This is a genomic window from uncultured Parolsenella sp. (assembly GCF_958346945.1).
Taxonomy (GTDB): Bacteria; Actinomycetota; Coriobacteriia; order Coriobacteriales; family Atopobiaceae; genus Parolsenella.
Map to the genome: position 1 here is coordinate 100,162 of NZ_CATVTL010000001.1, position 13,700 is coordinate 113,861.

Below are 13,700 nucleotides of genomic sequence, written 5' to 3' on the forward strand. Positions count from 1 at the left end.
CGGCGTGCCTGGCGCGCCGCTCCACCTCGTGACGCCGGGTCGTCCGTGCAAAGCGGATGGCCCTTAAATTTTGTGTGACGCCGCGCACTTCTCGCGTTATGTATGCAACAATAACTTACATATGTATATGTAAGAAACTTTACGAGGACTCGCCTCGTTCCATAGCAAGGACGGTGCACCATGGCCACGCTCTACTCCGCGATCAAGGACGACCTGCTCGCAAAGATCAAGGACGGCACGTACAAGGAGGGCGAGATCATCCCGCCCGAGATCGAGCTCGCCAAGAGCTACGGCGTGAGCCGTCCCACGATTCGCCAGGCCCTCCAGATCCTCGCTAACGACGGCTACGTCGAGAAGCGTAAGCGCCGCGGCACGATCGTCACGAAGCCCAAGGTGGCCCAGGGCCTCACGATGGGCGTGCGCAGCTTCGAGGAGGACATGAGCCGCGAGGGCCGCACCGTTCGCTCGACCGTCATCATCTTCAAGCGCGAGCGCGCGAGCGACGAGGTGGCAGCGAACCTCGAGCTCAAGCCTCGCGAGGAGGTCTACAAGCTGGTTCGCCTGCGCTACGTCGACGACAAGCCCAACGTGTTCGTCGAGAGTTACATCCCGGTCGAGCCCTACCCCGACTTCGAGCGCTACGACTTCACCACGCAGCGCATGTACAGCGCTATGACCGAGTGCGGCCACCCCGTGACACAGGCGCACCGCCGCCTCGACGTCATCAAGGCCGATGCCGCCACTGCGGCCCTGCTCGACGTCGACCCCGGCGACCCGCTGTTCCTCTTCCACACCGTGGGCCGCGAGTCCGACGGCCACGCCGTCGAGTACTCGATTGCCACCTACCGTGGCGAGAACAACACCTTCGAGTTCAACGTCAGCCGCGAGGAGCAGTAGCGCTCTGAGACAAATTAGCCCGGAGCTTTATCGTCCCAAACCACAGGAAAAGCAGGACAAAATTGCTCCGGGCTAATTCGTCCCATGCGGGCACATCGCCCCGGACCAAGCAGCCAAACAAGATGAGGCCCGCCGATCCTGGGTGAACGGCGGGCCTCCTGCAAAAGAGGGTGCTCTGTATGATTGGCGCCTGCCGCGCGGCCAACGCCGCGGATGCAGGCAAGCGCCGACTCGCGGTGCGCTCCTACAGCTCGATGGAATCGATGCCCTGCTCCTCGAAGCGACGGCGCAGCTCGTCGATGATGGGGATGCCGGCGCTGCAGCCGATACGCTCGGCACCCGCGCGCACCATGTCGAGGAAGGTGTCGGCGTCACGGATGCCGCCGGAGGCCTTGACCTTGACGGCGTCGCCCACGGTCTGCTTCATGAGCTTGACGTCCTCGACGGTGGCGCCGCCGTTGGCGCAGCCGGTGGAGGTCTTCACGAAGGTCGGCTTCACGCGCGTGGCGATCTCGCAGATCTTGACCTTCTCCTCGTCGGTGAGCATGCAGGTCTCGAGAATGACCTTGCAGGGGATCTCGAGGCCGGTGGCCTCGCGGGCCTCCTGGCAGGCGGCGACGATCTGGGCCATCTCGTCGGCGATGTAATCCCAGTTGCCGGCCTTGACCTGCGTGAGGTTCACGACGTAGTCGATCTCGTTGGCGCCGTTGGCCAGGGCGTCCTTGGTCTCGAAGACCTTGGCGGCGATGGAGGTCTGGCCCAGCGGGAAGGCGATGGCCGCGCCGGTGTCGATGTCGGTGCCGGCAAGCTGCTCGGAGCAGAATTTGGACTGGACCTGGTTCACGGCGACCATCTTGAAGTGGTAGGCCTTGGCCTCGTCGCAGAGCTTGGCCATGTCCTGCTCGGTGGCGTCGGCGTGGATGTTGGTGTGGTCGACGAGTCTGGCGAGGTCGTCAATGGTGTAGCGAGCCATGTGGTTCCCTTTCTATCGCTGGCGGCGTGTCCGCCTCTATGCCTAATGAATATGTCAATACAATACCGCTTATATAGCAACATGTCACCTACAAACGGCTGTGATTTGGCAATGAACGGTCATATTTGTAACGAGTTCACATTTTTATGTAAGAGGAACGGCCTAACAAACAGCATACACGCGAGACCCGCCTTCTCTATCGTGCGAGACGGGCGGCGCTGGGTATACTAATCCCCAATGCGCGGACCAAGCCGCGCCGCCGGGAAGGGCCCGGCAGCCACGCCGGGGCACATCCGGCACGCGCCGACGCGCTCGGCGAGCAAAGAGCGAGGAGAACATGAACGCCAAAAGCGACGCGGGAGACTGTCACAGTAGATGCCCCCTGGGCATGAGTGGCCACGTCTCTTCCAACCCCGCCAGCGACAATCAGGGCCTGCGCGCAAGCGCCGCCCCGCAGCTCAAGGGGGTGTCGTCATGGAAGTAGCGCTCAGCATCCTCTTTACGCTGCTCCTCACCATCGCAAACGGGTACTTCTCGATGTCCGAGGCGGCGCTCGTTGCCGCCAAGCGCGCGGTGCTCGAGCACGATGCGGACGAGGGTGACAAGCGCGCCAAGGTCGCGCTCGAGCTCTCCGGCGACTCCGGCCAGTTTCTCGCCGCCATCCAGGTGGCCATCACCCTCGTCGGGTTCTTCTCGGCCATGGTCGCTTCCACGACCCTGTCAGACCCGCTTGCCGCTTGGCTCATCTCGCTGGGCGCGCCCGCAGGCGTCTGCAACGCGCTGGCACCCATCGTCATCACGGTGATCGTCTCGTACGTCTCGATCGTGGTGGGCGAGCTCGTGCCCAAGCGCATGGCGCTGGCAAACGCCGAGGAGGTCTCTAAGTCGGTCTCGCCGTTCCTGCGGGGCTTCTCGCGCGTGGTGGCCCCGCTCGTGTGGCTCACCTCGAAGTCTGCCGACGGCCTGTCGCGCCTGCTGGGCGTCAAGTCTGCCGACGACCGCCAGGAGGTCTCCGAAGAGGAGATCCGCTACATGGTCACCGATGCCGATGAGCTCTCCGACAAGGAGAAGTCGATGATCCACGAGATCTTCGACCTGGGCGACGCCATCGCGCGCGAGGTCATGGTGCCGCGCGTGGACCTCACGGCCGTCGAGGACACCGAGACACTGGGCGAGGCACTTGCGCTCATGAGACGCACGGGCTTCTCGCGCATCCCGGTGTTTCACGAGGACATCGACCGCATCGTGGGCGTGGCGCACATCAAGGACCTGCTGGGCCCCATCGTCGACGACGACGCGCAGAACCGTCCCGTGAGCGACTTCGCCCGCGACCCGGTCTTCGTGCCCGACACGAAGGACATCATCCCACTGCTCTCCGAGATGCAGCAGCGCCATGACCAGATGGCGATCGTGGTCGACGAGTACGGCGGCACCGCCGGCGTCATCACGATCGAGGACATCGTCGAGGAGGTCGTAGGCGAGATAGCCGACGAGTTCGACCCCGACAACAAGTACCTCACGCGCCTGTCCGACCGCGAGTGGCTGGTCGACGGCCGCTTCTCGATTGATGACGCGCGCGACCTGGGCTGGCCCATCGAGGACTCCGAGGAGTACGAGACGGTCGCCGGCTTCATTCTCGAGCTCGCGGACTCCGTGCCGAGCCCCGGTGACTCGTTCGACGTCGAGGGCTACAACTTCCTCGTGCAGTCGATGCGCGGCCGCCGCATCGCCCTGCTGCGCGTGACGGCGCCCGAGCTGCCTGCCCCCGCCGGCGAGGACGAGACGCCCGACGAGTAGCGACCTGTGAGCCCACTGCCCGCGCTCGAGAGGTTCCGCGTGTGCCTCGTCAAGCTCTGCTCGGCAGACGGGATGCATAAAAATGCAGCCGTATTGTATATGCAATCTAGCTGCGGTTTATCAACGTCTCTTCATATCCGCTCCATAACTAGGGCACCGCCAGCCTTGTCGGTTGGTGGTGCCCTGCGCGTCTCAGGTATAATTTACCTCATTACATCGCCCTGCAGCCGTGGCCCGAGCCGCGCGCCGGCGGGCATCGGGGTATCACACACCAACCACGACACGCCTCGATTCATCACAGTCGCCGGGAGTGCCCGGCACAGTCGACGGGAGTCGTGCTTGGCCAGACGCGCAACAGGGCGCTTCAGGGTTATCCCCCTCACCGTGATGGTGGCGTTTGCCATCGTCGTGGCAGCAGTCTTTGCCGTCACGCACGTGGGCGCCGCTCAGGCGGCCCCGGGCCAGGACTCCACCACCGCCATTGGCGTGAGCGCCAACGCCAGCGAGGCAACGCTGCCCGCAGACGCGGCCTCCAAGTTCGCGACGGGCACCTCTACCAGCAACGCCTCGCTCTCGCAGGCCTCTGCCCGCACGGGCTACGAGGTCAAGACCATTGGTCCCGAGCAGGTGGGCGAGCAGACCGCCGGCATCGCGCTCGAGGGAGACACCGTCGTCGTCACGCGCGACGAGGGTTGGCAGCAGGGGAGCGCCTCTGCCTACACCCTAGCCTGCAACGATGGCTACGACGCCACGGCCTCGGGCGTCCTTCTCACCGAGAGCAGCATGACGGTCGCCGTGCCCGCCTCGCGAACCGACCTGCTGGGCCGCACGGTCGAGATCTACTACAACGGGCTCACCGTCACCGCGATGGTCACCGACACCGGCGGTTTTGCCCCGCTCGGCCGCGACCTCGACCTCGCCGGCGGTGTCTGGCGAGCCCTTGGCGCCTCCTCCACCGAGGAGTGGGGCGTGCGCACCGTGAGCTATCGCTTCCTGTAGGCGCGGCCCAATTCGGCTACCATGGCTGTTACGGAGCCCGTGCGCGTCGCGCGGGCCACACCCGCGCCGCTCACACCTAAAGGGAGCACAGAGATGGCACAGCTTATCGACATCCGCCGCGTTGCCGTGGCGCCGCAGCACTTCACCGCCCGCGTGACCATTGCCAACGGCGGCCCGCTCACCACCGACGAGGACCTCGTCGGCACCACCCACGTCTACAACCTCCTGCCCGACATCGTGGACCACGCCTGCCTGGGCGACGCCTCCGAGACGTTCCGCGACGTCATGGGCGCCACCGAGGTGGCGCACCTGCTCGAGCACGTGACCATCGAGCTCATGGCCCGCACGGGCCTGGGCGGCGACGTCTCGTGCGGCCGCACCTGGGAGGTGGCCGGCGAGCCGCGCACCTATGACGTGCAGCTTGCCTGCCCCGATGACGTGCTGGTCTCGTCCGCACTGTCGAGCGCCGCATGGATTCTGCAGTGGGCCTACTCCGGCGGCGCCGACCCTAAGCCTGACGTCGACGCCATCGTCGCGGGCATCCGCGACCTGGTCCAGAACGCCGAGCAGATTGCCGAGCGCGAGGCCGCCCGCGACGCCGCCGAGAAGGCTGCGGCCGAACAGGGCGAGCAGGCCGGCCCCGACGAGCCCGCCGCTTCTGCCGAGGACGTCGACGCGCCCGCCCAGGCGGGCGAGGGCGAGCTCGAGGCATAGCCCCGCGGCTGGGTATAATCGCCAACAACGTAGGACTGACGACGAGCGCCCGCGTTCTCGCGTGCGCCAAAGGAGGCAACTATGAGCAAGGGTGCAGTTGGATTTGTCCTGGGCAGCGTGTTTGGTGCGGCCGCTGGCGTTGTCGCCGGCATCATGCTGGCTCCGCGTTCTGGCGCCGAGAGTCGCGCCATGGCGGCCGACGTCGTAAATGACGCCTGGGATGCCGCGGCCGACGCGTACGAGAAGGGCGGCGCCGTCGTGAACGACCGCCTGGGCGGCCTGCGTCCCACCGTCGACGCCACGACCGACGAGCTGCGCGCCAAGATCGATCTGGCCCGCGAGCGCATGGACCAGCTGCGCAGCACGCTGTCCGACAACGTGGCCACCGCCGCCGACGCCGTGACCGCCACGGCCACCGCCGTCGCCGACAAGGTGGGCGCGGTTCCGCAGGCTCCTGCCACCGAGGCCGTCGACGTCCACGTCGAGGAGGCCGCCGAGGCAGAGCCCGAGCAGGACGGTGCCGATGAGGACGCCGAGGCCTAGGAGCCTCTAGACGCTGGTTCGTGGGGCGCCGCGGGAAACCGTTGGCGCCCCATTTCATGAGATGGGGTTGCGATGGCAAAGCAGATGATGAGCTCGATCGTTCGCACGAAGGTCTTCGTGCCGGGCAAGGCCTCGCGCAAGCAAGCGCAGGCCGGCGTCGAGCCCGATCCCAAGAAGTACGGCAAGGTCCACAACCTCGTCTTTGCACCCGACAGCCGCCGCATGGTGGGCATCATGGTGCGCCGCCCCGACGTCGCGGGCATGGTCAAGCAGGACGACCGCTTCGTTCCGCTCGATTCGGTCGAGTTCCACGAGGGCGGTCTTCTGTGCGCAGGCACCAAGGAGTCGTTCGACGCCGCCGCGTGCAAGCGCCTGGGCCTCGACCTCGACCACTGCATCATCTGGGAGGGTGCCGACGTCATCTGCGAGTCGGGCAAGTTCCTGGGCTACGTGATGGACGCGAGCCTCGACGTCACCACCGGCGAGGTCGACTGCTTCTGCGCCCAGGAAGGCAACACCGCTTCCGAGCTCGTGGGCTTCTTCGAGATCCCGGCGGCCTGGGTGGTTCGCTACGACAAGGGCCGCATGATCGTGAAGGACCAGGCGGCAGACCTCGAACTCTCCGGCGGCCTTGCCGCCAAGGCAGGCGAGGGCTACGCGCAGGCTAAGGACAGCGCCAAGAAGGCCACCGCGAAGTTCGACGAGAAGGCCTCCGTCGCGGTCGACAAGGGTGCCCACGGCCTGGGCAAGCTTATCGGCAAGGCCAAGCGCAGCGTCCAGCAGGCCTCGCAGGACTACCACGAGGCCGCCGGTGCGCCCGAGAAGGCCGCCGGTGCCTCGTCTGCAAAGCCCGCTGCCAAGCCGGCCAACGCCTCCGAGGCCGGAACCGCCGCGGCAAGGGCCGTGGGCGAGCAGCTGGGCAAGACCCGCGGCATGTTCTCAAGCTTTATGAAGGAATTCAAGGACGCGAGCAAGTAAGCTAGGGGTGAACGAAAAGTAGGGGGCGGCCGCAGGGCCGGCCCCTTGCGTGGCGAAACGGATAGCGATGTCGTACTCATCAGACTACAGGGGCAGAAACGACGGCCGCGGCCAGGGCAACCCCCGGCCCAGGCGCGACGAGGCGGGTCGCTCGGGCTCGTATCGCCCCGAGTCATATGGGTACCGCGAGCAGCGCCCGAGCTATGGCGACCGTCCTCGCGCTGCGCGCGGTGACCATCCCCAGGCCCGCCTGCAGCAGCGCCCCTCTCGCCCTGGCTATGGTGGCGCGGCGCGCCCCCAGGCTCGCCCGCGCTATGACCAGCGCCAGGGCTATGGCCTCGACTCGCGTGGCGCCCAGCGCCCCGGCGCGCGTCCGTCTGCCGCCCGGCCCCAGCGTGGCACTGCCGCCCGCCCCTCCGCACGCGGCGGCTACCAGGGACGTTCCGGCCAGCGACAGCGCTATGCCGGCCCGCCGCGTGACGCCCGCGGTCGCGGCCGTGGCCGCAACCCACTCGCGGGCGGCAAGGCCGTGCTCATGTCGGGCATCGTGGGCGGCCGCCGCACCGGCGACCTCATGGGACGCCGCCGCACCTCGTCGGGTGCGCGCAGCATCATCGCGGGCATCGTCTGCGTGGCCATCGTGGCCATCGTGGCGGTACTGCTGTGGTCAAACCGTAAGGTGAACATCACGCTCAACGGCGAGACGTACAGCATCCGCGTTGGCAGCACCTGCGAGCAGGTCATATCCGACGCCGAGCTTTCTCCCACTGCGGGCAACCTCGTCTCGGTCTCGGGCAACAAGCTCGAGGACGGCGCGGGCTATGCCTTCACGGCCACGCTCGGCGGCAACCAGATGAGCCAGGACGACATCTCGAACTACCGCGTGAGCGAGGACGACTCCCTCGACATCACTGACGGCGGCGACCGCACCGAGGACTACGACGTCCAGGTGATGGACGAGCAGCCGCAGCTCGAGATGGGTGGCGACGCGTGGGGCAACATCAGCTACATCTCCCAGTGGCCCAAGGTTGGCCAGTACGAGATGCGCACCGGCAAGCAGTCGGGCGAGACGGCCCGCGGCGACACCCTGAGCGAGACCCAGAACGCCGTCGTCTCGGTGCACCAGATCTCTCCCGATAATGGCAAGAAGCTCGTGGCCCTCACCTTCGACGATGGTCCCGCCGAGAAGTACACCGATGCCTATCTCGACATTCTTGACCAGTACAACATCCACGCCACGTTCTTCTGCCTGGGCCAGAACGTCGAGGCCTACCCCGACCTCGCCAAGAAGATCTGTGACCGCGGCAGCGAGGTCATGAGCCACACCTACCAGCACCAGCAGCTCACCGCCCTCGACGCCAGCGCCCTGCAGCAGGAGTTCTCGAGCACCTTCTCGAACATCGAGTCGACCACCGGCGTCAAGACCACGGGCTTCCGCCCGCCCTACGGCGCCTTCTCCGAGAAGGCCTGGCTCAACTCGGGCGGCCTCGCGAGCGTGAGCGTGCTGTGGAACCAGGACTCGCTTGACTGGAAGCGCCCCGGCGCCGACGCGATTGTCGAGAACTGCCTCAAGAACGTGACCTCGGGCAGCATCATCCTCATGCACGACGGCGGCGGCAACCGTGACCAGGACGTCGAGGCCCTGCCCCGCATCATCGAGTCGCTGCAGAGCCAGGGCTACGAGTTCGTGACCGTGAGCGACCTCATGAAGTCCGACAGCTCGATTCCGGCCGACATCGCCGGCGGCGACGCCACGATGCCCGACGGCTGCGTGTGGCCCACGCAGCTCAAGACCGACGACAGCTCCTCGAGCGATTCGTCGAGCTCTGATGGCTCGGACGGCTCCTCGGGCTCGAGCGACTAGGGGAGGGCTGCGGGGCTGCCGCGCCGGCGGAGCTCGACGCCCGCCCGGCCACGCGGCCGGCCCCCCGTCAAGGGTCGGCGGCTTTGCCGCTACCTGCTCCGCAGCATCAGCTTTTTGCAAGCATTGGGCGGTCGCTGCCGCGCCGTTCGCAGCTTCGCGTGTACAATGGGCGGCGCAGGGTCTCGATGACCTTGCGCCGCGGCCCCGCGTTCACACGCGCGGGCGTCCGCATCCCTCAACCCAAGAGAAGGGTCATTGATGAAACCCCGACCTGCGAGTCGATGACCCCGTGTGACGTGCCACGTTCGGACGCGCCGCATGGGGTGTCCGAGCCAGACCCGTGCCGCCCTCCGCGGCCGCGCCTGGCATGAGTGCCGCCGATTCTCGGCGCTAGCACGAAGGAGCACGTATGATCTACCTGTCCCAGCTTCTGGGCAACCCCGTTCTCGACGCCAACGGCGAGAAGATCGGCGTCGTCAACGACCTCGGCATTGCCACGCGCGAGGTCTTTCCCCGCGTCACCTCGCTGGCCTTCCAGGGCCCCGGCAAGTCGCCGTTCATGATCTCGTGGCGCAAGTACGTCGAGACCTTCGATGACAACGAGGTCCGCCTCGCCGTTCCCGCCACCGACATCCGCTTCTCCTACCTGCAGCCTGACGAGGTCCTCATCGCCCGTGACCTGCTCAACAAACAGATCGTCGACACGCGTGGCATGCGCGTCGTGCGCGTCAACGACCTCAAGCTGTCCGACACGAGCTCCAGCCAACTGCGTCTGCTGGGCGCCGAGGTGGGCATGCGTGGCATCCTGCGCGCGCTGTCGCCTGCCTTCGAGCGCCTCGTGATGCGCTGCTCGCACGCCCTGGGCCATGAAATTCCCGAGAAGATCATCGCGTGGAACTACATGGACCTCATCGACCGCGACCTGTCCAACGTCAAGCTGTCGGTCTCGCACCAGACGCTCGACGACCTGCATCCCGCCGACGTCGCCGACATCATCGAGCAGCTCGACCCGCGCCTGCGCGGCCAGGTGTTTGCCCAGCTCGACGACGCCCAGGCGGCCGAGGCCATGGCCGAGCTCGACGATGACGAGATGGCCGCCAAGATCATGGGCGACATGGCCGACGCCGACGCCTCGCGCATGCTGTCCGAGATGGACCCCGACGACGCCGCCGAGCTCGTAGGCGAGCTCGACTACGAGCGTGCCGAGAAGCTCCTGCGCCTCATGGGCATCAACGAGCAGCGCGCCATTCGCCAGCTGCTCGGCTACAAGGACGACACCGCCGGCCGCATCATGACCTCGGAGTTCGTCTCCGTCTCGCGCGAGGCCACGGTGGCCGACGTCGCCAAGATCATGCGCGACCTGCCCGACGACTTCGAGCCGGTCAACTACATCTACCTCACCGACGACAACGAGCGCCTCTGCGGAGTCGTGCCGGTGCGGCGCCTGTTCGTCTCCGACCCCACCGACACCCTGGGCAAGCTCGCCGGCGACGATGACGTACTCACCGCCAAGCCCGACGATGACCAGGAGGACGTGGCCGAGGACATCGCCAAGTACAACCTGCTCGCGATGCCCGTCGTCGACGAGAACACCGGTAAGATCTTGGGCATCGTCACGGTCGACGACGCCCTCGACGTCATGGAGGAGGAGCACGAGGAGGACCTGCGCATCGCGGGCGGAACCTCCGACTCCTCCGACTCCGACGCCAACTCCGATGACCTCATGCGCTTCCTGCGCAACCAGATGTGGTTCTTCTTCTGGATGGTGGCCGCCGTCCTGCTCGCCCTGGTGCTGGGTCCCTCGACCGGCGTGGCCGTGGCCTTCGCCGCCCCCGTGGCGCTGGTCGTGGCGGGCGAGATGATCCGCTACGTCACCAACTTCTTCCTCGAGTACGACGCCGACGACGAGGACGCCCCCTCCATCGGCGGCTTCGCGGTCAAGAGCGTGGCCATGGGCGTGCTGTGGGCAGCCATCGTGATGCTGGTCTGCGCGGCCGGAAACGGCGTGGTCAACGGAGCGAGCGAGGGCCTGGGCGCCGTGGTGTTCGAACTCATGCGCGGCTTCGAGGCTGCCGCCGTGGCCGTGGTCGCGAGCTTTGCCAGCGCGCCCGTCTACCTCAAGGTGCTGCGCGCCCGCGACGAACGCGGCAGCGACACGAGCGGCCTGGTGCTGCACGTCGTTGCCCTGGTCGTTGCGCTCGCCGTGTTCGTGGCCGTGGCCTGCGCCCTCACGATGCCGCTGCTTGGCTAGGGGTGGGCCGATGAGGAGCTTCAAGGTCTGGAAGAACCTGCGCGGCGTGCGCTCCGTTGGTGCCGAGGGCGCCATCAAGGCGCGCCGCCACGAGCCGCTGCGTGCGGCGGCGGTGCTGGGCGCCATGGGCCCGGGCCTGCTCACGGCCCTTGCCGGCATGGATGCCGGCGGTGTGGCGACGTTCTCCAACGCCGGCGCCGTGTTTGGCTACGAGCAGCTCTGGTCAATTCCCGTGATGTGCTTCCTGCTCATCGTGGTGCAGGAAACCGCAGCTCGCATGGGGTGCGTCACGGGCAAGGGCTTCGCCGCCCTCATTCGCGAGCAGTACGGCGTGCGCCTCAGCGCCTTCGCCATGCTCGCCCTCATCGTGAGCAACACGATGGTGACGCTCTCCGAGTTCGCCGGCATCGCCTCGGGCATGCAGCTGTTTGGCGTGCCCACCATCGTGAGTGTGCCCATCGCCGCCATTGCCGTGTGGCTGCTGGGCATGAGCGGCTCGTACAAGCGCATCGAGAAGATCCTGCTTGCCATTGCCTGCGTCTTCGTGACCTACGTGGCGGCGAGCTTCATGGTTGGTCCCGACTGGGGACAGGTCCTGAGCTCGACGTTCTTGCCGCAGGTCAACATGACGCCTGCCTACGTGAGCCTGCTGGTGGCAAACATCGGCACGACCATCTCGCCCTACATGATCTTCATGGGCCAGGGCAACGTGGTCGAGAAGAACTGCGACGTCGACGACCTGCCCTACCAACGCATCGACACCGTGAGCGGCGCCATCGTGGCGCAGCTCATCGCGTTCTTCATCGTTGTCTGTACCGGCAGCGTGCTGAACCCCGCCGGCATCGCCGTGAACTCGGCCGAGGACGCGGCACGCGCGCTGGCGCCTCTTGTCGGCCCCTATGCCGAGGTGCTCTTTGGCGCCGGCCTCGTGGGCGCGAGCTTCCTGGCCGCGTGCGTGCTGCCGGGCATCACGTCGAGCGCCGTGTGCGAGGCGTTTGGCTGGGAGCGCGGCCAGGACAAGAGCTGGGGCGAGGCGCCGGCGTATCGCGGCATGGTCACGGCCATCACGTTGCTGTCCGCGGCCGTGGTGCTACTGCCCCAGGTCGACCTGTTTGGCATCATGATGGTGGCGCAGGTCATCAACGGCGTGCTGCTTCCGGTCCTGCTCGTCTTCATGGTGCGCATTGCCGACGACCGCCACGTCATGGGCGCCTACGCTAACAGCCGCGCGTGGACCCTGCTCACCTGGTTCATCGTCGTCGTGGTCGCGATTCTCACCGTGGTGATGTTCATCCTCCAGGCCATGGGCTACTAGCTGCGTCTTAGCTACTAGCGGCGTCTTATCCCATTCTCTTCTACAGATTCCTAGGAAAATGCTCTTAACTATATTTAAGAGACATAGTTAACGGCATTTTCCTAGGAATCTGTAGCTGGCCGTATGCCTAGTGGCCGAGTTGTCTTGCCGTGGGTATTCGGTATGCATTCATGATGCTCGAGAACTTGGCGGAATCGAGCAAATCGGGCCAGCGGATGCGCATGATTTCTAGACCAAGAGATGAAAGCGCGGCCTCCCTCTGACGCTCGTCTAGGAGTACTTCAACCGTGTCCTTTCCATTCATGAACTCAGCGTCCGTATATTTGCGTCGACCGTCTAGCTCTATGGCAACCATGGTGCCGTCGGTTCGAATCGAGAGCAGGTCGACCCGATAAGGTTTGGTCGGCTCCAGCGGGTTATCAAAGGTAACCTGCAGCTTGGGTTCAGCATAGCCAAGCTCAATCATCCGTGCGCGTAGGACGGACTCGCCGCCGTTTTCGGCCAAGCCATTCATGTGCTCGAAAACATCCCGCGCTTTTCCGATTCCCTTGCGATTTCCTCCGCTGTCAATGAGCCTCCGAAGGCTGTCGGGGTCGAGTAGACCGAGCCTCAAGGCGGAATCGGCAATAGCGAGTCCATCGGGGAAGGCGAGTCCCCTTGCGCAGTCGAACACTGTCTTCTCTGGCGAGGAGACTCGCAGTCCCTCTGCGGTCCAAGCACCATCTGCCTCCAGCTTGAAACGGCGCAGGCCGGCAGATGAGCAGCCATTTGCTCCTCCCTTACCGGAGATGCAGACGGTTTTCACGTCGGTGCCAAAGGCTCCTGTAATTGTGAAGTCAAGACCATAGGCAAAAGCCGCTGTCACATAGCAGAAGAGATCGTCGGGGCACCTATCGGCTATCGTCCGAGCAACGAAGAGGTGGCGCTGGCGGACATCAAGCGATTCCCATAGGTCTCGCGAAGCGAACATTCCGTTTTTCGGTGAAACGACGACGCCCTTTCGGCGCCTCGTCAGCAATGCATGCAAGATACTCGGATTGCTCCGCAGACATTTCCCGAGGCGCGCTTGCTCGGCGAGCAGCTCGTCGATTTGGTTGTCCATTACTCGCCGTAGTCTCTGTGCCATGTCAACCCTTTCCCTATTTGAGATAGGATTGGCCAAACGTGGGCGGTCGACCTCGAGAAAGCAAAGAAAGTCCCGCGCGGGCTGACACGAACCTGACAGGAATCTAACCAGAATTGGCCGTTTTGGTACAAAAGCGGTCTGGCTTCCATCGTTGGTAACTGCAAAATCCTAGGTAAATGCTATTAACTGATAATAAGGGATACGGTTAACGGCATTTTCCTAGGAATGTGGAATTTGAGCTGG

11 protein-coding genes are annotated in these 13,700 nt (G+C 65.4%); 9 read left to right on the forward strand and 2 right to left on the reverse strand.

Features of this window, described 5'->3' with window-relative positions; all coding sequences use genetic code 11:
- Positions 1 to 180 precede the first annotated feature (180 nt).
- Positions 181 to 897: a GntR family transcriptional regulator gene (locus Q3866_RS00415; protein ID WP_293673366.1), complete on the forward strand. Its 717-nt coding sequence runs from the start codon at positions 181 to 183 to the stop codon at positions 895 to 897.
- A 244-nt stretch (positions 898 to 1,141) separates the two neighbouring features.
- On the opposite strand, the gene deoC is transcribed toward Q3866_RS00415, so the two are convergent.
- Positions 1,142 to 1,870, reverse strand: a complete 729-nt coding sequence (deoC, locus tag Q3866_RS00420) for a deoxyribose-phosphate aldolase (RefSeq protein ID WP_301828773.1) — start codon at positions 1,868 to 1,870, stop codon at positions 1,142 to 1,144.
- A 474-nt stretch (positions 1,871 to 2,344) separates the two neighbouring features.
- Between deoC and Q3866_RS00425 the strand changes: the two genes are divergently transcribed.
- The 8 genes from Q3866_RS00425 to Q3866_RS00460 all read left to right on the forward strand — a co-directional run bounded on the left by Q3866_RS00425 (position 2,345) and on the right by Q3866_RS00460 (position 12,331).
- Entirely contained in the window at positions 2,345 to 3,667 is a 1,323-nt protein-coding gene (locus tag Q3866_RS00425; protein WP_301828774.1) for a hemolysin family protein, read from the forward strand.
- 339 nt (positions 3,668 to 4,006) lie between these two features.
- A complete protein-coding gene (locus Q3866_RS00430; RefSeq protein WP_301828775.1) occupies positions 4,007 to 4,666 on the forward strand; it encodes an RlpA-like double-psi beta-barrel domain-containing protein in 660 nt (219 codons plus the stop codon).
- A 93-nt stretch (positions 4,667 to 4,759) separates the two neighbouring features.
- The gene (locus tag Q3866_RS00435) at positions 4,760 to 5,380 is read left to right on the forward strand and encodes a hypothetical protein (protein ID WP_301828776.1); all 621 of its coding nucleotides are present in this window, start codon (positions 4,760 to 4,762) and stop codon (positions 5,378 to 5,380) included.
- Positions 5,381 to 5,461: 81 nt separating this feature from the next.
- Positions 5,462 to 5,923, forward strand: a complete 462-nt coding sequence (locus tag Q3866_RS00440; protein ID WP_301828777.1) for a YtxH domain-containing protein — start codon at positions 5,462 to 5,464, stop codon at positions 5,921 to 5,923.
- Between the two features lie 72 nt (positions 5,924 to 5,995).
- Positions 5,996 to 6,901, forward strand: a complete 906-nt coding sequence (locus Q3866_RS00445) for a PRC-barrel domain-containing protein (protein WP_301828778.1) — start codon at positions 5,996 to 5,998, stop codon at positions 6,899 to 6,901.
- A gap of 67 nt (positions 6,902 to 6,968) precedes the next feature.
- Complete coding sequence (locus Q3866_RS00450) at positions 6,969 to 8,765, forward strand: polysaccharide deacetylase family protein (protein ID WP_301828779.1); 1,797 nt, start codon at positions 6,969 to 6,971, stop codon at positions 8,763 to 8,765.
- A 409-nt stretch (positions 8,766 to 9,174) separates the two neighbouring features.
- Positions 9,175 to 11,016 (forward strand): magnesium transporter, encoded by a 1,842-nt coding sequence (locus tag Q3866_RS00455; RefSeq protein ID WP_301828780.1) that lies wholly within the window; start codon positions 9,175 to 9,177, stop codon positions 11,014 to 11,016.
- Positions 11,017 to 11,140: 124 nt separating this feature from the next.
- Positions 11,141 to 12,331, forward strand: coding sequence for an Nramp family divalent metal transporter (locus Q3866_RS00460; RefSeq protein ID WP_301829100.1), 1,191 nt, complete (start codon positions 11,141 to 11,143; stop codon positions 12,329 to 12,331).
- Between the two features lie 127 nt (positions 12,332 to 12,458).
- On the opposite strand, the gene Q3866_RS00465 is transcribed toward Q3866_RS00460, so the two are convergent.
- The gene (locus tag Q3866_RS00465) at positions 12,459 to 13,433 is read right to left on the reverse strand and encodes a hypothetical protein (protein WP_301828781.1); all 975 of its coding nucleotides are present in this window, start codon (positions 13,431 to 13,433) and stop codon (positions 12,459 to 12,461) included.
- Between the last annotated feature and the right edge of the window lie 267 nt (positions 13,434 to 13,700).

What these genes read in the sequence shown, in the direction of transcription:
- Q3866_RS00415 (WP_293673366.1), top strand. Translation starts at nt 181, where the DNA reads ATGGCCACGCTCTACTCCGCGATCAAGGACGACCTGCTCGCAAAGATC.
- deoC (WP_301828773.1), bottom strand. Translation starts at nt 1,870, where the DNA reads ATGGCTCGCTACACCATTGACGACCTCGCCAGACTCGTCGACCACACC.
- Q3866_RS00425 (WP_301828774.1), top strand. Translation starts at nt 2,345, where the DNA reads ATGGAAGTAGCGCTCAGCATCCTCTTTACGCTGCTCCTCACCATCGCA.
- Q3866_RS00435 (WP_301828776.1), top strand. Translation starts at nt 4,760, where the DNA reads ATGGCACAGCTTATCGACATCCGCCGCGTTGCCGTGGCGCCGCAGCAC.
- Q3866_RS00440 (WP_301828777.1), top strand. Translation starts at nt 5,462, where the DNA reads ATGAGCAAGGGTGCAGTTGGATTTGTCCTGGGCAGCGTGTTTGGTGCG.
- Q3866_RS00445 (WP_301828778.1), top strand. Translation starts at nt 5,996, where the DNA reads ATGGCAAAGCAGATGATGAGCTCGATCGTTCGCACGAAGGTCTTCGTG.
- Q3866_RS00450 (WP_301828779.1), top strand. Translation starts at nt 6,969, where the DNA reads ATGTCGTACTCATCAGACTACAGGGGCAGAAACGACGGCCGCGGCCAG.
- Q3866_RS00455 (WP_301828780.1), top strand. Translation starts at nt 9,175, where the DNA reads ATGATCTACCTGTCCCAGCTTCTGGGCAACCCCGTTCTCGACGCCAAC.
- Q3866_RS00460 (WP_301829100.1), top strand. Translation starts at nt 11,141, where the DNA reads ATGGGCCCGGGCCTGCTCACGGCCCTTGCCGGCATGGATGCCGGCGGT.
- Q3866_RS00465 (WP_301828781.1), bottom strand. Translation starts at nt 13,433, where the DNA reads ATGGACAACCAAATCGACGAGCTGCTCGCCGAGCAAGCGCGCCTCGGG.